17 protein-coding genes are annotated in these 19,566 nt (G+C 56.7%); 10 read left to right on the top strand and 7 right to left on the bottom strand.

Features of this window, described 5'->3' with window-relative positions:
• Positions 1-11 precede the first annotated feature (11 nt).
• From WFM49_RS00940 to WFM49_RS00930, 3 genes are all read left to right on the top strand, one after another.
• The gene (locus tag WFM49_RS00940; protein ID WP_336971242.1) at positions 12-746 is read left to right on the top strand and encodes a hypothetical protein; all 735 of its coding nucleotides are present in this window, start codon (positions 12-14) and stop codon (positions 744-746) included.
• Positions 747-758: 12 nt separating this feature from the next.
• The gene (locus WFM49_RS00935; RefSeq protein ID WP_009459537.1) at positions 759-1,283 is read left to right on the top strand and encodes a MarR family winged helix-turn-helix transcriptional regulator; all 525 of its coding nucleotides are present in this window, start codon (positions 759-761) and stop codon (positions 1,281-1,283) included.
• A gap of 175 nt (positions 1,284-1,458) precedes the next feature.
• Positions 1,459-4,299 carry a M16 family metallopeptidase gene (locus WFM49_RS00930; RefSeq protein ID WP_250755945.1) on the top strand — a complete coding sequence of 947 codons (2,841 nt, stop codon included), beginning with the start codon at positions 1,459-1,461 and terminating at the stop codon, positions 4,297-4,299.
• Between the two features lie 115 nt (positions 4,300-4,414).
• On the opposite strand, the gene dnaJ is transcribed toward WFM49_RS00930, so the two are convergent.
• The 5 genes from dnaJ to hrcA form a co-directional block, all read right to left on the bottom strand.
• The gene (dnaJ, locus tag WFM49_RS00925) at positions 4,415-5,548 is read right to left on the bottom strand and encodes a molecular chaperone DnaJ (protein ID WP_009459542.1); all 1,134 of its coding nucleotides are present in this window, start codon (positions 5,546-5,548) and stop codon (positions 4,415-4,417) included.
• 102 nt (positions 5,549-5,650) lie between these two features.
• A complete protein-coding gene (gene dnaK / locus WFM49_RS00920) occupies positions 5,651-7,576 on the bottom strand; it encodes a molecular chaperone DnaK (protein WP_009459544.1) in 1,926 nt (641 codons plus the stop codon).
• 185 nt (positions 7,577-7,761) lie between these two features.
• Positions 7,762-8,352 (bottom strand): nucleotide exchange factor GrpE, encoded by a 591-nt coding sequence (gene grpE, locus WFM49_RS00915; RefSeq protein WP_009459546.1) that lies wholly within the window; start codon positions 8,350-8,352, stop codon positions 7,762-7,764.
• Between the two features lie 116 nt (positions 8,353-8,468).
• Positions 8,469-9,554, bottom strand: coding sequence for a ferrochelatase (gene hemH, locus WFM49_RS00910; protein WP_251196856.1), 1,086 nt, complete (start codon positions 9,552-9,554; stop codon positions 8,469-8,471).
• A 63-nt stretch (positions 9,555-9,617) separates the two neighbouring features.
• Complete coding sequence (gene hrcA, locus WFM49_RS00905) at positions 9,618-10,631, bottom strand: heat-inducible transcriptional repressor HrcA (RefSeq protein ID WP_009459549.1); 1,014 nt, start codon at positions 10,629-10,631, stop codon at positions 9,618-9,620.
• Between the two features lie 127 nt (positions 10,632-10,758).
• Here hrcA and WFM49_RS00900 point away from each other — a divergent pair, with 127 nt between their 5' ends.
• Entirely contained in the window at positions 10,759-11,658 is a 900-nt protein-coding gene (locus tag WFM49_RS00900; protein WP_009459550.1) for an NAD kinase, read from the top strand.
• Positions 11,659-11,664: 6 nt separating this feature from the next.
• On the top strand, positions 11,665-13,314 hold the full coding sequence (gene recN / locus WFM49_RS00895; protein ID WP_250755946.1) for a DNA repair protein RecN: 1,650 nt from the start codon (positions 11,665-11,667) through the stop codon (positions 13,312-13,314).
• A 176-nt stretch (positions 13,315-13,490) separates the two neighbouring features.
• Here the strand turns inward: recN and fur are convergent, their stop codons facing one another.
• Positions 13,491-13,946, bottom strand: coding sequence for a ferric iron uptake transcriptional regulator (gene fur / locus WFM49_RS00890; protein ID WP_035272094.1), 456 nt, complete (start codon positions 13,944-13,946; stop codon positions 13,491-13,493).
• Between the two features lie 113 nt (positions 13,947-14,059).
• Between fur and WFM49_RS00885 the strand changes: the two genes are divergently transcribed.
• From WFM49_RS00885 to WFM49_RS00875, 3 genes are all read left to right on the top strand, one after another.
• Positions 14,060-14,560, top strand: a complete 501-nt coding sequence (locus WFM49_RS00885) for an outer membrane protein assembly factor BamE (protein WP_196784070.1) — start codon at positions 14,060-14,062, stop codon at positions 14,558-14,560.
• A 25-nt stretch (positions 14,561-14,585) separates the two neighbouring features.
• Positions 14,586-15,377: a 4-hydroxy-tetrahydrodipicolinate reductase gene (dapB, locus tag WFM49_RS00880; protein WP_336971232.1), complete on the top strand. Its 792-nt coding sequence runs from the start codon at positions 14,586-14,588 to the stop codon at positions 15,375-15,377.
• A 477-nt stretch (positions 15,378-15,854) separates the two neighbouring features.
• Positions 15,855-16,673, top strand: a complete 819-nt coding sequence (locus WFM49_RS00875; RefSeq protein WP_009459555.1) for a sterol desaturase family protein — start codon at positions 15,855-15,857, stop codon at positions 16,671-16,673.
• Positions 16,674-16,687: 14 nt separating this feature from the next.
• On the opposite strand, the gene WFM49_RS00870 is transcribed toward WFM49_RS00875, so the two are convergent.
• Entirely contained in the window at positions 16,688-17,410 is a 723-nt protein-coding gene (locus tag WFM49_RS00870) for a GntR family transcriptional regulator (protein ID WP_009459556.1), read from the bottom strand.
• Between the two features lie 136 nt (positions 17,411-17,546).
• On the opposite strand from WFM49_RS00870, the gene WFM49_RS00865 reads away from it, so the two are divergent.
• Together WFM49_RS00865 and WFM49_RS00860 are read left to right on the top strand one after the other, a co-directional pair.
• Positions 17,547-18,272, top strand: a complete 726-nt coding sequence (locus WFM49_RS00865; RefSeq protein ID WP_336971228.1) for an alpha/beta fold hydrolase — start codon at positions 17,547-17,549, stop codon at positions 18,270-18,272.
• A complete protein-coding gene (locus WFM49_RS00860) occupies positions 18,269-19,516 on the top strand; it encodes an iron-containing alcohol dehydrogenase (protein ID WP_336971226.1) in 1,248 nt (415 codons plus the stop codon). The genes WFM49_RS00865 and WFM49_RS00860 overlap by 4 nt, the downstream gene beginning before the upstream one ends.
• Positions 19,517-19,566 lie beyond the last annotated feature (50 nt).

Raw genomic sequence — 19,566 nt, 5'->3', positions numbered from 1 at the left:
TTGCTACGAGCTTGATGAATGTCGATCCAGCACTCGATAAAGTACCTCTGATGGAGCAGCCTGGCCCCCTCCTACCCCTTTACGAGGTACTTTATTCCGCTGCAGATTTTGAACAGGTTTACCAGACGACTGTCTATATAAGACAGAAAGTTGACGATCTGGCTCAAGGGCTTGAACTAACGCCACTTCCCCTGAATGCAGGACAAGCTGCCGGAGATGTGCTCCACGGCGTTAGTAACACGATCGGCAACGTTGGGGATTTGGTCAGGAATAATCCGGACAACCCTTACCCCATTAGCAGCACGCTTACCGATCTGACAGGCAGCCTGGTCAATGCAACAGGCGCCCTGCTTCAAGGTAGTGTTCAAGCACCTGCCAACAACGGGCTGCTCAATGGTCTGGTAAACAACAATCCTGGCAACACAAATCTTCTCTCCCCCGTCACCAATCTGGTCAACGCTGCGGGCGGGGACTTAATTAACACCAACACAAGCAATGACGGCCTGCTTGCTCCGGTCGGCAATCTGCTGGGCGGACTGGCAGGCGGCTTGCCCAATACACCAGACAGCAATCATGGTTTGTTGACGCCTGTCACAGGCTTGCTGGGCAATATCTCGACCAGCCCCGTAAATAAGGCGCAGGCATCACTGCCTGCGGACAGTTCCACAACAACAGCAGCCAATGGCGGTTTGCTGGGCCCCGTCACTGGTCTGCTCAGCGGACTGCTGGGTGGCGCACCACATTAAGGATGTGTGCGTATGCCAGACAAACAGACACTGACCAGGACCTGGATCGACACCGATCCTCCGGATACGGTGCTGTCAGGGCATATGCGAGGCGACATTGTGCGCATGATGGTGCGTCAGTTCGATGTCTATATGGAAGCCAACAAACACGAACTGGCACAAGAAGCGGGCCTGAGCCTGAACGAATACAAGGCAATGGAGTTTGTACTGGAGCTCAAACACTTGTCGCCGGGCAGGCTGGCTCAGCTCCTGCACCTTAGCCCTAGTGGCAACCACGCCCTGATTACCCGGCTGGAGCACGCTGGTTATCTGACTCGCAAGCCACACCCTCGCGATGGACGCATGACTTGCCTCTACCCCAATCAGGAACGATGTAAACGCCTGATCGCCAATATGGAACACGCTGCGCAGCACATTATCAAGGCCACTGCTCAGCACAATCCGGGCCAACTGGCCGCCTTGCACGAGTTTTTGACCGGCAGCATCGGCCATCTCCGTCATGATGCGCTGCACAGACTCAAGCGCAAACCTGACTGAAGATCAGGGACCGGTTTCTTGCTGTTTTGCCCACCAGTACCCCTGGTGGGCTTTTTTTCGATGGTGCAGGACATTTGCGAGAGAAGTCGCCTACCCAGCCAAACGGCCCCATGCTACAAAAGACACTGGTCGGCTTGGCTGGCTTTTTCATCGCTAAAACCGTAAGGATGTGTTCATGAAACTCTCTGTACTGATTGCCGCCCTGCGCCTGCGCCATCTTGCAGGGGCTGCGCTGCTGTCCACTTCGCTGGCAGCCTATGCCCTACCCGCAGGTCTGGCCCAAGGCCCCTCTGTCGAAGGCGTCACTCAATACACGCTGGACAATGGCTTGCGCCTTGTTCTGGCCCCAGACGATTCCAAACCTACGACCACCGTCAACATGACCTACCTGGTCGGCTCGCGACACGAGAACTATGGGCAAACCGGCATGGCTCACCTTCTGGAGCATATGCTGTTTCGCGGCACCCCCACCTTGCGCAATGCGCTGGGAGAATTTTCCAAACGTGGTCTGGAAGCCAACGGCACCACCTCCAGCGACCGTACCAATTACTTTGCCAGCTTCGCCGCTGATCCCGAGACCCTGAAATGGTATCTGGACTGGCAAGCCGACGTGATGGTCAACGCTCTGATCGACAAGCAGGATCTGGAAGCGGAAATGCCCGTGGTGCGCAATGAAATGGAAAGCGGTGAAAACAGCCCTTTCCGTGTTCTGATGCAAAAGCTGACAGCCGCTGCGTACCAATGGCATAGCTATGGCAAGACCACGATTGGCGCCCGCTCCGACGTCGAAAACGTGGATATTGAACAGCTGCGCAAGTTCTACCACGACTACTATCAGCCCGATAATGCGGTGCTGTTTGTGACCGGGCAATTCGACACCGATCAGACTCTGGAGCACATAGCCAAGGCCTTTGGCTCCATCCCAAAACCGACTCGCACGCTGCGCCCCGAATACACGGTTGAACCCGTGCAAGACGGTACCCGCACAGTCACCTTGCGCCGTCACGGTGGTGCGCCCTTGATCATGTCGCTGTACCACCTGCCCAGCGCTGCCAGCCCGGAATACATGGACTTGAGCCTGGGCATCAGCGCCTTGGGCGATACCCCCAGCGGACAGTTGTACAAGAATCTGGTCAACAAGAACCTGGCTACCAGCGTATTCAGCTTTGATTCCGAAAGCCACGACCCAGGCTACGCCCTGTTTGGTGCCGAGCTGAAACCCGATATGGATCAGCAAAAGGCCTTGAAGGTCATGAATGACACGCTGGAAGGCCTGTCCAAGTCCCCGCTGAAAGATACGGATCTGGAACGCATCCGCAGCCAATGGATGACGGGCTGGACACAAACCTATGCCAACCCCTCCAGTCTGGCCAGCGCGCTATCCGAAGCCGCGGCCAGCGGCGACTGGCGTTTGTTCTTCCTGCAGCGCGACCGGGTCGAAGCCGCCAAGCTGCCTCAAGTTCAAAAGGCACTGGAAACCTGGCTGGTCGCCAGCAACCGCAGCAATGGCTTGTACATCCCCACAGAAAAACCGCTGCGTGCTCCTGAGGCCAGCACCGTTGATGTGGCCAAGCTGGTACAGGACTACACCGGCAAGGATGGCGGCAAAACGGTAGAAGCCTTTGATCCTAGCCCTGCCAACATCATGGCCCGCACCGATCTGCAACCCTTGTCCTTGGGCAAGGATCTGGGCGAAGTGAAAATGGCCCTGCTGCCCAAGGGAACTCGCGCGGAACGCGTGGAGGCTCGCTTGTCCTTCAAGTTTGGTTCGCCTGATCAACTCAAGAACCAGACCGCTACCGCTGCAGCCGTCGCCAGCCTGCTGAGCACCGGTACCAAGAAACTGAACCGCGAACAGATTTCTGATCAGTTCACCGCCATGCAAACCCAGTTCAGCACCAGCGGCTCCAATGGTCGCTTGTACCTGAGCCTGTCCTCCAACCGCGAGAACCTGCCCAAAGCCATTGCTCTGGCGCTGGACGTGCTGCGCAACGCAAACTTCCCCGAGGACGAGCTGAAAAAATATCAGCAAGCCGTGGTCACCGATCTGAAATCGGCCAGCACCGAACCTGCTGCTTTGGCCAGCCAAGCGATTGAACGCTACACCAACCCATGGCCCAAGGACGATATCCGCTACACGCCCAGCTTTGAAGAAGGCATAGAGCGAGTCCAGGCGATTAACATCAAACAGGTGCGGGATTTCCATCAGAAATTCTACGGTACGGGTGATGTCGCCTTTAGCGCCGTGGGTGACTTTGACAAGGACGAGGTTCGCAAGGCTTTGGCCGATGGTTTGAAAGGCTGGCGCAAAGCCCCGACCTACCAGCGCCCGGACGATCCACTACAAACTGTGGCTCCCAAGGTCTTTGACATCAACACGCCGGACAAGGCAAATGCCTTCTATCTGGCGGACCTGGGCCTGAAACTGCAAGACAGCGATGCGGACTTTCCGGCTGTCTACCTGGCAAACTACTTGCTGGGCCTGTCTGAAACCTCGCGCCTGTGGAACCGCGTGCGCGTGGAGGACGGCTTGTCCTACAACGTACGCAGCCAGGTGGATGCGTCCAGCTATGAACCCAAGGGTTCGTGGACGGTCTACGCCATTCACGCTCCCAGCAATAGCGATAAGTTGAGCAAGACTATCGACGAGGTTCTGGCCCAAACACTGAAAGATGGCTTTAGCGAGCAAGAAGTCAAGGAAGGTGTGAATGCCTTGCTGAACTACCGCCGCTTGTCGCGCAGCCAGGACACCGTGGTCAGCAGTGCGTGGTTGAATTACCTGGACCTGGGCCGCAGCTTTGAATGGTCCGAGAAAATGGACCAGGATCTGCAAAAGCTCAATGCGGAGCAGGTCAATGCGGTTTTGCGCAAATACCTGAAACCCAAGGAAATGGTCGTAGCGATTGCCGCTGACCATGAGCGTCAACAGCAAGGTGCCGCCGCGCCAGCACCTGAAACCGCAGAACAGGCTCCGGTGACAGCGCCGGCTCCAGAGCCACTGGATGCCCAGCCTTGATCAAGCCAGCAACCCCGCTTGCCTGAACTTTGAACAGGCGTAAAAAAGCCCGGTACAAAAGTACCGGGCTTTTTACTTTCTACTTGGCGACTCCTTGCTGGAGCCCTGCCAGGATTCAGGAGAAGAAACCCTTCACCTTGTCCGTCCAGGATTCGCTTTTGGGCGAGTGCTTGACGCCACCATCGCTCAAGGCCTGTTCAAACTGACGCAGCAATTTCTTTTGCTCTTCGTTCAGACGTACAGGTGTCTCGATTTGAATGTGGCAGTACAAGTCACCGGGGTAGCTGGAGCGCAAGCCCTTGATACCCTTGCCGCGCAAGCGGAAGGTCTTGCCCACTTGGGTGCCTTCAGGGATGGTGATTTCGCCACGCCCTGTCAGGGTAGGCACTTCCACCGTTCCGCCCAAGGCCGCCGTGGTAAAGGGGATGGTCAGCTCGCAATGCAGGTCCTCGCCATCACGCTGGAAAATACCGTGCGGCTTGATGCGGATTTCCACATACAAGTCACCGGCAGGACCACCGTTCACGCCAGGCTCGCCATTGCCACTGGAGCGGATGCGCATGCCATCATCAATACCGGCTGGAATCTTGACCTGCAAAGTCTTGGTCTTCTTGACCTTGCCTTCGCCGTGACATACCACGCAGGGATCAGGAATTTCCTTGCCGCTACCGTGACAGGTCGGGCAGGTTTGCTGCATGCTGAAAATGCCCTGCTGCATGCGCACTGCGCCACTGCCTTGGCAGGTGCGGCAGGTCTGTGCAGAGGTACCGGGCTTGGCACCCGAACCCGAGCAGGTTTCGCAGTTTTCCCAGCTTGGTACACGAATTTCAGTATCAAAACCGGCTGCTGCCTGCTCCAGGCTGATATCCAGCGAATAGCGCAAGTCCGCGCCACGGTAAACCTGAGGGCCACCGCCACGACGTCCGCCGCCACCACCAAAGATTTCGCCAAAAATATCGCCAAAGGCGTCTGCAAATCCGGCTCCGCCCATGCCGCCACCCATACCGCCCATGCCAGCGTTAGGATCGACTCCGGCATGACCATAGCGGTCATAGGCTTCGCGTTTCTGTTCGTCGGACAGGATCTCGTACGCTTCCTTGGCTTCCTTGAACTTTTCCTCGGCGTCCTTGCTATCCGGATTACGGTCAGGGTGGAACTTCATGGCCAGCTTGCGATACGCCTTGCGGATTTCATCCTGCGTCGCATTTTTGGCCACACCGAGAATTTCGTATAAATCGCGTTTTGCCATGTTTGATTAACGACGTCCAAACGCCGCTGTTTGAATAATAATGCCCGATCTCCAGCGTATGCCGCCAAAGATCGGGCCAGGGAACCTTATTCAGGCTCGCAATTACTGATCGCGTTTGACTTCTTTAAAGTCAGCGTCGACCACGTTCTCGTCGGCGGGCTGCTGGGCTGTGCCTTCAGCACCTTCTTGTGCTGCGGCTTGAGCCTGCATGTCGGCGTACATCTTCTCGCCCAGTTTCTGCGAGGCCACACCCAGTGCTTCCACCTTGGCGTCGATGGCTTCCTTATCGCCTTCTTTCAGAGTTTCCTCCAGATCAGCGATGGCCTTTTCGATGGCTTCTTTCTCTGCCGCTTCCAGCTTGTCGCCGTAGTCCGTCATGGACTTGCGGGTAGAGTGAATCAAGGCTTCGGCCTGGTTGCGTGCAACAGCCAGCTCAGCGATGCGGTGGTCTTCTGCTGCGTTGACCTCGGCATCTTTCACCATGCGCTCGATCTCCTCGTCGGACAAACCGGAGTTTGCCTTGATGGTGATCTTGTTCTCTTTGCCTGTGCCCTTGTCTTTGGCGGACACGTGCAAGATACCGTTGGCGTCGATGTCGAAGGTCACTTCAATCTGTGGCAGGCCACGTGCTGCTGGTGGAATGCCTTCCAGGTTGAACTCGCCCAGAGCCTTGTTACCGGCAGCGATTTCACGCTCGCCCTGGAACACCTTGATGGTCACAGCAGGCTGGTTATCGTCAGCCGTGGAGAACACTTGCGAGTGACGCGTAGGAATCGTGGTGTTCTTCTGGATCATCTTGGTCATGACGCCACCCAGGGTTTCAATACCCAGGGACAGAGGAGTCACGTCCAACAGCAAGACGTCGGTACGATCGCCGGACAACACGGAACCTTGAATGGCTGCACCAGCGGCCACGGCTTCGTCCGGGTTGATGTCTTTACGCGGATCACGGCCAAAGAACTCTTTAACGCGCTCTTGCACCTTGGGCATACGGCTCATGCCGCCAACCAGGATCACGTCGTCGATTTCCGAAACCTTCACGCCCGCATCCTTGATGGCAACACGGCAAGGCTCGATCGTGCGTTCGATCAGGTCCTCGACCAGCGCTTCCAGCTTGGAGCGAGTGATCTTCAGGTTCAAGTGCTTGGGACCGGAAGCGTCTGCCGTGATGTAAGGCAGGTTGATCTCGGTCTGCTGCGTGGAAGACAGTTCGATCTTGGCTTTTTCAGCGGACTCTTTCAGGCGCTGCAAGGCCAGCACGTCTTTGGACAGATCAACGCCGCTTTCTTTCTTGAACTCGTCGATGATGTAGTCGATGATGCGCTTGTCAAAGTCTTCGCCACCCAGGAAGGTGTCACCGTTGGTGGAGAGCACTTCAAATTGCTTCTCACCGTCGATATCGGCGATTTCGATGATGGACACGTCAAACGTACCGCCACCCAAGTCGTACACAGCGATCTTGCGATCACCCTTGTCAGCCTTGTCCAGACCAAAAGCCAAAGCTGCGGCGGTAGGCTCGTTGATGATGCGCTTGACTTCCAGACCGGCAATGCGGCCTGCATCCTTGGTTGCCTGACGCTGGCTGTCGTTAAAGTAAGCAGGCACGGTAATCACGGCCTCGGTTACTTCTTCGCCCAGGTAGTCTTCGGCAGTTTTCTTCATTTTGCGCAAGATGTCGGCGGACACTTGCTGAGGTGCCATCTTCTTGCCTTGAGCTTCCACCCATGCGTCGCCGTTGTCGGCGGCAGTGATGGTGTAAGGCACGTGCTCGATGTCTGTCTGAACTGCCTTTTCAGTGAACTTACGACCGATCAAGCGCTTGACAGCGAAGATAGTGTTGGTGGGGTTGGTGACCGCCTGGCGTTTGGCAGGAGCGCCAACCAGGATTTCGCCATCCTGCATGTAAGCCACGATGGAAGGGGTCGTACGACCGCCTTCGGCATTTTCGATAATACGAACCTGGTCGCCATCCAACACCGATACACAGCTATTGGTGGTTCCAAGGTCAATACCAATGATTTTGCCCATGATTTTTTACCTGACTAAAAGATTGATTGCGAAAGCAAATTATTTGATGAAATGCATATGGGGAACTCTGCGTGCATTTCAAGAGCAATGGCCTTATTTTTTTACTGTGCAAGCGGCTGATCCGAAAAAGCAGTCAAAAACGCCTTGATTCCGAACAGCCTGCGCGCACAGACAGGCTGGCTCTATTACTTGGGGGCCGACACCATCACCAAGGCCGGACGCAGCACGCGATCCGAAATGGTGTAGCCCTTTTGCAGCAACTGAGCCACTGCGCCTTCTTCAAACTCCGAAGGTACGGCCGAAATGGCTTGGTGCAGGTGCGGATCAAACTTGTCACCGGCTTGTGGAGCCACTTCTTTCAGGTTGTTGCGCTCAAAAGCCTTGTTCAGTTGACGCAAGGTAGTTTCCACGCCTTCTTTCCAGGCGTCCGTGCTTTGCTCGGTCTGGGCCAGAGCCGCTTCCAGGCTGTCACGCACGGGAATCAGGCTTTCAGCAAAGGACTCGGTGCCGAACTTGCGGGCTTTAGAGACATCATCCTCCGCACGGCGGCGAATGTTTTCCACCTCGGCCTTGGCACGCAACAGCTGGTCGTAGTACTGCGACACTTTTTCCTGGGCCTGAGCCAACTCGGTGGCCAGATCAGCCGAACTTTCTTCGGGCTGCTGAGCCAAAATCTCTGGCTGCTCGTGCTCGGGGGTGCCCTGTTGTGCCTGTTCAGGCGTGTTTTCCGTCACTTCCCCGTCCAGAGGCTTATTGGGATCGGCATGTGTAGCCATTCGATGTATCTCCACTACAGAATTCGTTGATCGCATAAAAATGGGGGCATCTGCCCCCAGTTCAAGACCCGCCTGCATATTTTGCTGGCCAGCCCCTTGGAAAACGTCCAATACCGCTATCCGGCTGGCACCAGACGGCTGGGCAGCCAGCCTCCCAGATGCTGCACGGCCAGCCGTCCCAGGCCCTCAATCCATTGCGGATCGTCATTCAGGCAAGGTATGTAATGGAACTCGCGGCCACCTTCTTCCAGGAAAGCGTCGCGGCATTCCACCTGGATTTCTTCCAGCGTCTCCAGACAATCGGCCAGAAAACCGGGGCAGACGGCATCCACACGCCCCACCCCCTGCTTGCCCCATTCGCGCAAGGTGGGCTCGGTATAGGGTTCCAGCCAGCGCTGCGCGCCAAAGCGACTTTGAAATGCCATATGCACTTCTACGGCAGGCTCATCCAGCGCCGCACGCAAGGCATCCGCCGTTTCACGGCAGTCACGGTAATAGGGGTCGCCCAACTCCACGCAGCGGCGCGGCAAACCGTGAAAGCTCAATAACAGACGCTCTGGCTTGCCATGTTTATCCCAGTAGCGGCGTATCTGTGCCGCCAGCGGGCCAATGTAGTCCGGGTGCGTATGGTAACGCTTGAGGAAGCGCAGCTCAGGTTGATTGCGCTGTTTTCCAAGGTGCTCCGCCACGCAATCCACCGCCGTAGCCGTGGTGCTGGCTGCATACTGCGGATACAGGGGCAAGCTCAAGATTCGCTCGCAACCCGCTGCTTTCAATTTATCCAGACCACTGGCAATGGACGGGTTGCCATAACGCATACCCAGCTCCACCTTCACATCATGGCCTTGCGATTGCAGCAGCTCTTGCAGGCCATCTGCCTGTGCCTGGCTGTAGACCAGCAAGGGCGCGCCTTGTGGCAACCAGATATCCCTGTAGCGCGGTGCCAGCTTGCTGGGGCGGCGCGGCAAGATGAACAGACGCAGAATGATCTGCCAGAGCGGCTGCGGGATTTCAATGACACGGGGATCAGACAGGAATTCCCCCAGGTAGCGGCGAATGGACGCAGCATCGGGCTGGTCCGGCGTACCCAGATTGACCAGCAAGATACCGATGGGCCCGGCCTCGCGTACCGGAGCCTGATCATTGAACATATCGGCGTCCTGCGCTTCGGGCAAATAAGGAGAAGCAAACAACTTGGGCATGATGATTAGTACGTTAGACAGCCTGATTGCCTTCAGCCCAACAACAGACTGAAGGTCCAGACCTTAACTGGCAGAGTGATGGCTCAGGGCATTGGATAATAGCCGGGCCGTAATGTCCACGATAGGAATCACACGATCATACGCCATCCGCGATGGCCCGATCACACCCAGCGTCCCCACGACCTTGCCATCCACGCCATACGGCGCCGTAATGACGGACACATCATCCAAAGGCAAAAGCTGCGAATCCCCACCGATATAAATTTGCACGCCATCGGCCTGACTGGAGACATCGAGCAAGTGCAGCAGATCGGTTTTCTTCTCGAACAAGGAAAACAGACGGCGCAAACGATCCATGTCCGCCACCATCTCGGTCACGTTCAAAAGCTTGCTTTCACCGGCGATGACCACAGCTTCTTCGCTATCGGGCTGATGGCTGCCCACATCCACCGCCTGTTGCATCAGACGCGAAATATCCGCCTGCAAGGAGCTGAGCTCCTGTGACAAGGCCAGCTTGACCGACTCGAAGGACATGCCCGAGAAATGCTGATTGAAAAAGTTGCTGGCCTCGACCAGCTCCTGCTCCAGATAGTCGCGCGGCACAAACAGGATGCGGTTTTGCACATCACCATCCGGCGTGACGATAATCAGCAACACACGTTTGTCAGACAGACGAATAAATTCAATCTGCCTGAAGGTCTGGGCTTTTTTCGGCGCCAGCACCACACCGGCAAACTGCGACAGATTCGACAGCAAGGAAGCGGCAGAACTGACGGCCCGGTTGGGTTCGTCAAAAGGCAGGTACTGGCTAAGATTACGTGCATCGGGCCGCTCGAAACGCTCGGCAGCCAGGAGGCGATCCACAAACAGGCGATAGCCTTTGGGCGTAGGAATGCGCCCCGCCGAGGTGTGGGGGCTATGAATCAGGCCCAGGCCTTCCAGCTCGGCCATCACATTACGAATCGTGGCCGGGGAAAAATCAAAAATGGTCGATAAGGTACGGGACCCTACCGGCTGACCATCGGCGATGTAACGCTCGATCAGCACCTTCAACAAGGCATTTGCTCTGTCATCCATGTCGCGTACGTCACTTAAAAACACCAGCTCTGCATGATAAAGGGGAGAATCTTACAGCCAAGCCTAGAGTGGCAACTCTATAATCCACTGATCGCCATTATTTCATCAATCATAAGGTTTTCGCCCCATGCATTTCAAAACGGTTGCCATTGTTGGCAGATACCAGGACTCCGGCTTGGATGCGCCCATCCGATCGCTGGCTAAAACCTTGGTCAACACTGGTTGCTCGGTGCTGCTTGAGGCCACAACCGCCCAGAATGCCGGTATTACCGAATTCCCCATCGGCGATTATGCCCAAATTGGCGAGCGCGCCGATCTGGCTATCGTGATGGGCGGGGATGGCACCATGATAGGCGCTGCGCGCGAATTAGCCCACAGCAAGGTTCCCCTGATCGGGATCAACCACGGCCGCCTGGGCTTCATTACCGACATTCCCCTGGATGACGCCAACGACGCCTTGCTGCGCGTGCTGAAAGGCGAATACGACATTGAAGAGCGCTCCATGCTGGAAGGCCGCGTGGTGCGTGACGGGCAAGTGCTGTATTCAGGCGTGGCCCTGAACGATGTGGTCATCAACCGTGCCGGGCGCGGCGGCATGATCGAGCTGCGTGTCGAGCTTGACGGCGTATTCATGTACCGCCAGCGCTCCGACGGCCTGATCATCTCCACCCCCACGGGCTCCACGGCCTATGCGCTGGCGGCTAGTGGTCCCTTGCTGCACCCTTCCCTGAAGGCATTTTTGCTGGTCCCCGTTGCTCCGCAAACCCTGTCGCACCGCCCTATCGTGCTACCCGACACAGGCACCCTGAACTTGACCATTACGGCCCTGGGCCGGGTGGAATCGGGTGGCAGCGTGCACTTTGACATGCAAACCTGGTCGGACTGTCAGCAGGGAGACCGCATCGACGTGCGTCGCTCCCAGGACACCATTCGCTTTATCCATCCCAAGGGCTACAGCTTTTTTTCCACCCTGCGTCAGAAGCTGGGCTGGAATCACATCCCTTTGCCTAACGACGAAAACGAATAAACCCCTATGCTCCGTACCCTGCACGTTCGAGACTTTGTGATCGTGGATCAAGCCACGATTGATTTCGACTCCGGCTTCACGGTTTTTTCCGGGGAGACCGGCGCTGGTAAATCCATTCTGATTGACGCGCTCTCCCTGGTGCTGGGGGCACGCGGCGATGCCAAAGCCATCCGCGAGGGCTGTCCGCGCACTGAAGTCAGCGCGCACTTCGATTGTGAACAAGACATTCAAAGCTGGCTGCGCGAGCGTGACTTCGATGTCGCGGACGAGTTGATCTTGCGTCGACTGATCGACCTGCAAGGTCGCAACCGCAGCTACATCAATGGCAGCGCTGCAACCCTGACGCAGTTGCGCGAACTGGGTGAATTGCTGGTGGATATCCACGGCCAGCACGCTCATCAAAGTCTGATGAACCCTCAAAGCCAATACGATCTGCTCGACAGCCAAGGCGGCCATTTACCCCTGGCGCGCCAAGTGGCGCAGTCCTGGCAGCAATTGAGCCAGGCACGCAAAGCCGTCGAACAGGCCAGTCAAAGTGCTGAGCAGGGCAAACGAGAGCAGGAGCGTCTTGAGTGGCAGATCAACGAGCTGTCCAGCCTGAATCTGCGTGCTGGTGAATGGGACCAGTTGCAACAAGAACACACCCGCCTGTCCCATGCCCAGGCCTTGATTGACGGCAGTGCCTTGGCCCTGACGGCTCTGGATGGCGAGGAAACCTCGGTACAGCAACTGCTGGGCAAAGCGAGCCACGAAATGAGCGCCCTGCTGCGTCATGACCCAGGCCTGCAAGCGATTGTGGATGCCTTGGAGTCGGCACAAATTGCCGTCACCGAAGCAGCTTCGGACTTGAACAGTTATCTAAGCGATATGGAGCTGGACCCCGAACGTCTGGCGCAGGCAGAAGAACGGGTTTCTGCCATTTTCAGTGCCGCACGCAAGCTGAAAGTGGAGCCCGAAGAACTACCCAGCCTGTTGGAAACCTGGCAGGAACAGTTGGCACAGCTGCAACAGTCTTTTGATCTGGAAGCCCTGCAAGCCAAGGCTCAGCAGGCTGAAAAGCAGTACCAGGAGCTAAGTAGCAAGCTAAGTGCCGCAAGACGCAAAACCAGTGTGCAACTGAGCAAACAGGTCAGCCAGGCGATGCAGTCCATGGCCATGCAAGGCGGTCGCTTCGAGGTCGCCCTGACCGCTTGCGCGCCCCAGGTTCACGGCGCAGAGCAGGTGGAGTTTCTGGTGGCTGGTCACGAAGGGGTAACACCACGTCCGCTGGCCAAAGTGGCCTCGGGTGGTGAGCTGGCCCGAATTTCATTGGCACTGTCTGTTATCGCCAGCCAGGCAGCGCGCGTGCCTACCTTGATTTTTGACGAGGTGGATACGGGTGTCGGTGGCGCGGTGGCCGAAGTGGTGGGACGCTTGCTGCAAGAGTTAGGGGCACGTCATCAGGTCTTGTGTGTGACCCACCTGCCCCAAGTAGCCGCCTGCGGCAACCATCATTTGAAAGTCGAGAAAACGACCGAGCAAGGTCAGACCTTTTCCTCTATCCGTCCTTTGACGCAAGACGAACGCGTGGACGAAATCGCCCGCATGCTGGGTGGTCTGGAAATTACACAAACAACGCGTGAACATGCGCGGGAAATGCTGGCACGTCAGCGTTAAGCAATTTTGAAACGCAAGCTAAACCACCAGCGCCGAGGCAGCTGGTGGTTTTTTTTGTATCCAATCGTGAGGCCCTGTGATCCGGATCTGATTGTTCTTTGAATTTTCAGGATGCCGCCCTGGCTATCCTGCCCCCAATCATCAGATCCCGCACCGGCGGACCCTCTACAAAGGGATTAACTGCGCAAGGTAGGCTTGGCCTGCTTGCCTGCTTCCGAGCACTTGGGGCAAATGCCGTACAGCAGCATAGTATGGCTCTCCAGCACAAAACCGTGGTCTTTGGCGACCTGGTGCTGGCGGGCTTCGATATTGCTGTCGGTAAACTCTTCCACAACGCCACAATTGGTGCAGATCAGGTGATCGTGGTGATCGCCATCATTCAGTTCAAAGACGGCTTTGCCGCCGTCAAACTGGCTGCGCACCAAAATGCCGGCTTGCTCGAACTGGGTCAATACACGGTAAACCGTGGCCAAACCAATATCGACTTCTTCGGCAATAAGCAGGCGGTATACGTCTTCAGCGCTCAGGTGGCGTTGACCGTCCTGGTCGGAGCGGCGAAAAATATCCAGAATCTTCAGGCGCGGAAAAGTCGCCTTAAGCCCCATGTTCTTCAGTTCATTTTGATCGTTCATGGCTAAATTATCGCATCTTGATGGGGATGGATCTCAAGTCCGTCCTGGTTGAAAACCAGCTCGTCTTGAGGCGGTTCAATGCGCAATTCATGCGCTTTTTCCTAAACCCTTATATGATAACGATTTTATTCCTACTGGGGCATTTCGTGCAGAAGAAGGCCAATTCATTCACTCCTGTCATCCGCGCCATACTCGCAGCCAGCCTGGCTGCCGCCGCCCTGAGCGCCTGCGGATCCTCTAAATGGGGCTTCCCATACCGCGCCGACATTCAGCAGGGGAACTGGATCACTGCCGAGCAAGTGGCCCGCCTGCAATCGGGGATGACACGCGAACAGGTTCGTTACCTGCTGGGTTCGCCCACCTTGCAGGACATTTTCCACGCCGACCGTTGGGACTACCCTTACCTGAACAAGCCTGGCTACGGCAAGAGCGAGCAGCGCACCTTTACCGTCTGGTTTGAAGGCGACACTCTGGTTCGCTGGGAAGGCGACGAGCAACCTGACCGCCAGCCCTTCGAGCGCAGCGACACAGGCAAGAAACACACCCCGCCCCCCGCTGATGCCGACCAAGCCGCCCCAACGCCCAGCGTGAGCGGCAACCAGCCTACGCTTTAAGCTTTACGTTAAGGACACAGGATACATGCGCATTGCCATTGCTGGCGCAGACGGCCGTATGGGCCGTATGCTGATTGAAGCTGTTTTGTACAGTACCGACCTGACACTGGCCGCGGCCTTGGACCACAGCGGCTCCAAAGCCATTGGTCAGGACGCAGGAGCCTTTCTGGGTAAAGACACAGGTATCAAAGTCACGGACGACCTGAACGCCCTGGCCCAGGCAGATTGCCTGATCGACTTCACCCGCCCTGAAGGCACCATGGCCCATCTGGACGCCTGCATGCAGCACGGCACCCGTCTGGTCATTGGCACTACCGGTTTTTCCGAAGCAGAGAAACAACAGATTCTGGCGGCTGGTCGCGAGATTGCCATTGTCTTCGCCCCGAACATGAGCGTAGGCGTCAATGCCACCCTGAAGTTGATTGAAATGGCGGCTGCCTTGCTGAACCAGGGCTACGACGCCGAGGTGTTTGAGGCCCACCACCGCAACAAGGTGGATGCGCCATCGGGGACAGCTCTGGCTATGGGCGAAGCCATTGCCAAAACCTGGGGTGAATCCCTGAACGATGTAGCCGACTGGGCCCGTCACGGCCACACCGGTGCCCGTCAGGATGGCCGCATTGGTTTCTCCGTCGTCCGTGGTGGCGACATTGTGGGCGACCACACCGTGTTTTTCTGCGGCGAAGGCGAGCGCATCGAAATCTCGCACCGCTCCAGCAGCCGTGCTGGCTATGCCAACGGCAGCCTGCGTGCCGCCCGTTTCCTGGGCGATAAAAACACTGGCCTGTACAACATGCAAGACGTGCTGGGCCTGTAAGTTCCTGACTTGCAAACGCTCTGACCAAAAGCCGGCTTTCGAGCCGGCTTTTTTTATCTTCGCTTAACAGAGCCTCCTCCTGTTGGCTACTTTCCGAAAGTGGCTACGCTGGATTGATCTGACCAGCACCTATCCCTTTGCCTTTGCCTTTGTCCCTACTCTTTACCTTGCTTTGTCCTTCACTCGTCCTTTCCTCTCCTGCTCCAGCCTTGATCCAGTGTGTCCCGTCCTGTCCCCTCTCACCTCTCGCCTCATCACAAAAAAACAGCTCCAAGCTCGCCAGTAAAACGGCAAAACCAGCCCTGAACCTGGCCTGAAAAACTGCTCCACCAAACGCTGTAGCAGGTTCTCCCCTTAAGTCGCCCCCTTGTCACATTCCCTCCCCCCTGTTTTCCCTGCTTGACGCAGCAAAAAATATCACTAATATGTTAGTTGGATATTTAAAGAATAAACCTTTTCCCGCAGGAGACAACCGACATGATGAGCGAACGCCAACGCAAGTTCCGAGAGGACTACAAATCCAACATCAGCCCCGCCTACAACGGCATTGTTCACGTGGTAGTGACCTATATCGTGGGCTTGGCAGCGATTTACTACAGCATCACCCAGCTAGGCCCGGTAGGTTGGGAATGGCTGATTGTGATCCCCGTTTTTCTGGCGGGTAATTTTGTTGAATGGGCCATGCACCGTTATGTGATGCACCGACGCATCAACATCATTGGCTTGCGGGAAATCTACGAACGCCACACCCGCCAGCATCACCAGTACTTCACCGACAACGAAGCCACAATTGATTCCAGCAAGGAGTTCCGGATTGTGTTTTTCCCCTGGCGCGTTCTGGCAACGTTGGGGGTAGGCGGCGGGATTCTGGGCTGGCTGGCCGCAACCATCATCAACCCCAATGCAGGCTATTTTGTATTCATGACCATGGTGGCGCAGTACCTGGTGTACGAGGCCTTTCACTACTGCTGCCATGTGCATGAGAACAGCTTTGTGCGCAATATGCCCTTCATCAACACCATTCGCCGCCACCATACCGCCCACCACAATCAGGGCATCATGATGAAGTACAACATGAACCTGACGTTCCCGATTGCAGACTGGGCCATGGGCACTACGGATCTGCGTCGCGGTCTGCTTGGCCACCTGTTCAATGGCTATAGCGAAAAGCACGTCAAGGAAGAGCTCAAGCCCATTATTCGCCGTTTCCGTTTTGAAGATACTGGCGACACCACGGACGGCCCGGCCTTGAAAAAAGAAGAGGCCCACGCCCTGGAGCGTGGTCTGGCCAGCTAAGGCCCTGACTGTCCTTACAAGCTGGAAATCAGGGTCGTGCGGGCGAGTTCTTCGATGTAGTCCATCAAGAGATCCAGGCTTTGACCGGCCTGGTCCATATCGCCCCCGGCAATGGACATCGCCAAGTTGGCATGCAGTCTGCCCATCTGCGTTAAATCCGGATTTTGCTGATAGTGGCAGAACCAGAAACGACGGGATAGCCCATGTGTCAGACGCATCGCTGCCTCGGCAAACTCATTGCGAGCCGCCTCGATTTCCAGCTCATTCAACCGTCGATCTGCCCGGATAAAACTGACTTCATCGTTCTGGGTGGCTGCTTCCAGGAAAGCATCATGCAAGCTCTTGAATTGCTCGCGTTGATCGCGTGTCGCCCGTTTGGCCGCACTACGGCAGATCAGACGCTCGATCTCCCGTCGCGTCTCGATCAGGCGCAGTTGCTTGGGCATGTCCAGCTCTGGAATCAACAGCCCACGCTGCGGCAAGACCAGCATCAAATGTTCGCGTGCCAGACGTTGAATGGCCTCCCGAATCGGCGTGCGGCCAATCTCGAACATCTGGCTCAAGGTCAGCTCGGAGACGATGCTGCCCGGCGGCAGCTTCAGGGTAATGATGGCTTCTTCCAAACGCTCATAAGCAATGTCTGTGAGCTTGGGCTTGGGTTCCGTCAAGGCCTTGATGTCCAGCACCTCATCTTGAGCCTGCCCTTTTCCCGCTACCTTCCGCTTGCTTGTAACCATGCTGACCCTGCCTTTAAAACGCAGCGTTTGCTGCTGACACCCAAACTCTGACGCCTGCTCTGGCCCTGCAAGTACAAGGCCGGAACTGGGCAACAGCCTCATATCTTAGTTGTATTTATCTACTCCAGGAAGCCACATGAGCATTGCCTGCGATTCAAAACAGACCACCATCATTGCCGTGCATGGGATTCAGGGCACCCATCGCAGCTGGCTGCCAGTGGTCAACGCCAGCTCGAATTTGATGTCCTGGCACACCCCGGACTTGCGAGGCCGAGGCAATACCTTTCGTGGCTCCAGCCAGGAAGATTACGGGCTGGACGGCTTTGTGCAGGATCTACGCGCCAGCATTCAAGCCTTGCCTGAACACACGCCCTATGTCCTGGCAGGCTGGAGCCTGGGCGTCTCAGTGGTGCTGCAAACCTGTCTGACTTTACTGGACGAACAGGCCCCACTGCCTCAAGCCCTGCTGTTGTTATCGGGCACAGCCAGCCTGAACCGGACTCAATGGTTCAAGGCCCAGGACACCTCTGCCTTGCTGCAAGAAATTGCAGAACGGGAACAGCGCCTGGGCCTGCTGGAGGCCGCAGGTCATCTAGATGTGGCCTGGACCTGGCTGGCTAATCGGCACCACGACCTGTATGCGCAACTTCCCCGTATTTCCATCCCCTCTTTGATCATCCACGGCGAGCAGGATCAGGACTGTCCCATTGAGCACGCCCACCGGTTGGCGCAGGCACTGCCACAAGCCACCTTGCACAGCCTGCCTGATGCGGGCCACAGCATTCTGGGCTCGCACACTGAACTGATCGCCTCATTGATAGAACCCTTCTGCTCTCTACACACCGCAAGGACTGCCGTATGAACACACACGTTTTCTTTTGCCCACCACCCCGCACCCTGATGGGACGCGGCTGCCGCCATGAACTACCTGCCTTGATTGCCCACCTGGGCTGGCGTCGCGGCTTATTGATTACCGACCGTTTTTTCACCATTCAAACCACCTGGGTTCAGGACCACATCGCCGCCTGTAGAGAACAGGGAATTGAGCTTGTGGTTTTTGATGGTGGCGAGCCAGATCCTTCCACTACCTTATGTGATCAGGCCACGCTGCAAGTACGTGCTCACCTGGCCGATCACCCTATCGATTTCGTATTGGCGTTGGGCGGCGGAAGCAATATAGATCTGGCTAAAGCCCTGTGTCTGACCGTCCCCACCGGGGAGCCCATACGCACCTACAGCGGGACCTGGCCCGCCCACACCAAGCCCTTGCCCTTGATCGCCCTGCCCACCACCTCCGGCACGGGATCAGAAGCAACACCGGGAGCCATTCTGGTCGACCCCGACAATGCCACCAAAATTGCCGTCATGGGCAATGCACTGCGTCCCGCCATTGCGGTCATCGACCCGGAACTCAGCGATAGCTGCCCACCCCGCGTCACTGCCGACGCCGGTATCGATGCCCTGACCCACGCGATTGAATCCTTTATGACGCAGGATGCCAGCCTGTTTGATCGTGGTGGCAGCCCCGACCCTGGCTATAGTGGCCGATCCAGCCTGACCATGATGTTCGCACGCGAGTCCATACGCCTGTGCGGCCAGTACATGCTGCGAACCTATCGCGACGGCACCGACACTGAAGCCCGTGATGGCATGGCCAGCGCCAGCTACTATGCCGCCCTGTCCTACGGCACGGCAGGTCTGAATGCGGTACACGGCATAGCCTACGCACTGGCAGGTTTGACGCATCAATCTCACGGCACCACCAATGCCGTGCTGCTGCCCTACGTTCTGGACGAACTGCGTGAAACTCGCGCCTCGGAATTGCTGGAAGTCGCCCAACTACTGGGCATGCCAACCGGCAAGCCGGAAGATACCTTACTGGCCCTGCCTGCCTATGTGCGGTCGCTGGTCGAACAACTGGACACCCCCTCTGACCTGAGCCAATGCGGCGTACAAGAGCATCAGCTGGAGCGCCTGTTGAGCGACGCCCTGCAAGTGACTCGTCTTGCCAAAGCCTTCCCGGTTGCTGACTGCACCAGCGCCTATCAACGCATTATTCAACACGCTTTTGAGGGCTCTTTAGCCGGAGCACTGACCCACAATTAATTAGCCAGCTAAGTACATACCATTATTTAATCTTAAAATAGATACCACTA

It is taken from the genome of Alcaligenes sp. PF14 (genome assembly GCF_037150615.1).
GTDB classification, from domain to species: Bacteria; Pseudomonadota; Gammaproteobacteria; order Burkholderiales; family Burkholderiaceae_B; genus Alcaligenes; species Alcaligenes phenolicus.
This window is presented reverse-complemented; position numbering and strand designations above follow the sequence as displayed.

What these genes read in the sequence shown, in the direction of transcription:
- WFM49_RS00875 (WP_009459555.1), top strand. Translation starts at nt 15,855, where the DNA reads ATGATGAGCGAACGCCAACGCAAGTTCCGAGAGGACTACAAATCCAAC.
- WFM49_RS00930 (WP_250755945.1), top strand. Translation starts at nt 1,459, where the DNA reads ATGAAACTCTCTGTACTGATTGCCGCCCTGCGCCTGCGCCATCTTGCA.
- WFM49_RS00870 (WP_009459556.1), bottom strand. Translation starts at nt 17,410, where the DNA reads ATGGTTACAAGCAAGCGGAAGGTAGCGGGAAAAGGGCAGGCTCAAGAT.
- WFM49_RS00885 (WP_196784070.1), top strand. Translation starts at nt 14,060, where the DNA reads ATGATAACGATTTTATTCCTACTGGGGCATTTCGTGCAGAAGAAGGCC.
- dapB (WP_336971232.1), top strand. Translation starts at nt 14,586, where the DNA reads ATGCGCATTGCCATTGCTGGCGCAGACGGCCGTATGGGCCGTATGCTG.
- fur (WP_035272094.1), bottom strand. Translation starts at nt 13,946, where the DNA reads ATGAACGATCAAAATGAACTGAAGAACATGGGGCTTAAGGCGACTTTT.
- WFM49_RS00935 (WP_009459537.1), top strand. Translation starts at nt 759, where the DNA reads ATGCCAGACAAACAGACACTGACCAGGACCTGGATCGACACCGATCCT.
- hrcA (WP_009459549.1), bottom strand. Translation starts at nt 10,631, where the DNA reads ATGGATGACAGAGCAAATGCCTTGTTGAAGGTGCTGATCGAGCGTTAC.
- hemH (WP_251196856.1), bottom strand. Translation starts at nt 9,554, where the DNA reads ATGCCCAAGTTGTTTGCTTCTCCTTATTTGCCCGAAGCGCAGGACGCC.
- dnaJ (WP_009459542.1), bottom strand. Translation starts at nt 5,548, where the DNA reads ATGGCAAAACGCGATTTATACGAAATTCTCGGTGTGGCCAAAAATGCG.
- dnaK (WP_009459544.1), bottom strand. Translation starts at nt 7,576, where the DNA reads ATGGGCAAAATCATTGGTATTGACCTTGGAACCACCAATAGCTGTGTA.
- WFM49_RS00860 (WP_336971226.1), top strand. Translation starts at nt 18,269, where the DNA reads ATGAACACACACGTTTTCTTTTGCCCACCACCCCGCACCCTGATGGGA.
- recN (WP_250755946.1), top strand. Translation starts at nt 11,665, where the DNA reads ATGCTCCGTACCCTGCACGTTCGAGACTTTGTGATCGTGGATCAAGCC.
- WFM49_RS00900 (WP_009459550.1), top strand. Translation starts at nt 10,759, where the DNA reads ATGCATTTCAAAACGGTTGCCATTGTTGGCAGATACCAGGACTCCGGC.
- grpE (WP_009459546.1), bottom strand. Translation starts at nt 8,352, where the DNA reads ATGGCTACACATGCCGATCCCAATAAGCCTCTGGACGGGGAAGTGACG.
- WFM49_RS00865 (WP_336971228.1), top strand. Translation starts at nt 17,547, where the DNA reads ATGAGCATTGCCTGCGATTCAAAACAGACCACCATCATTGCCGTGCAT.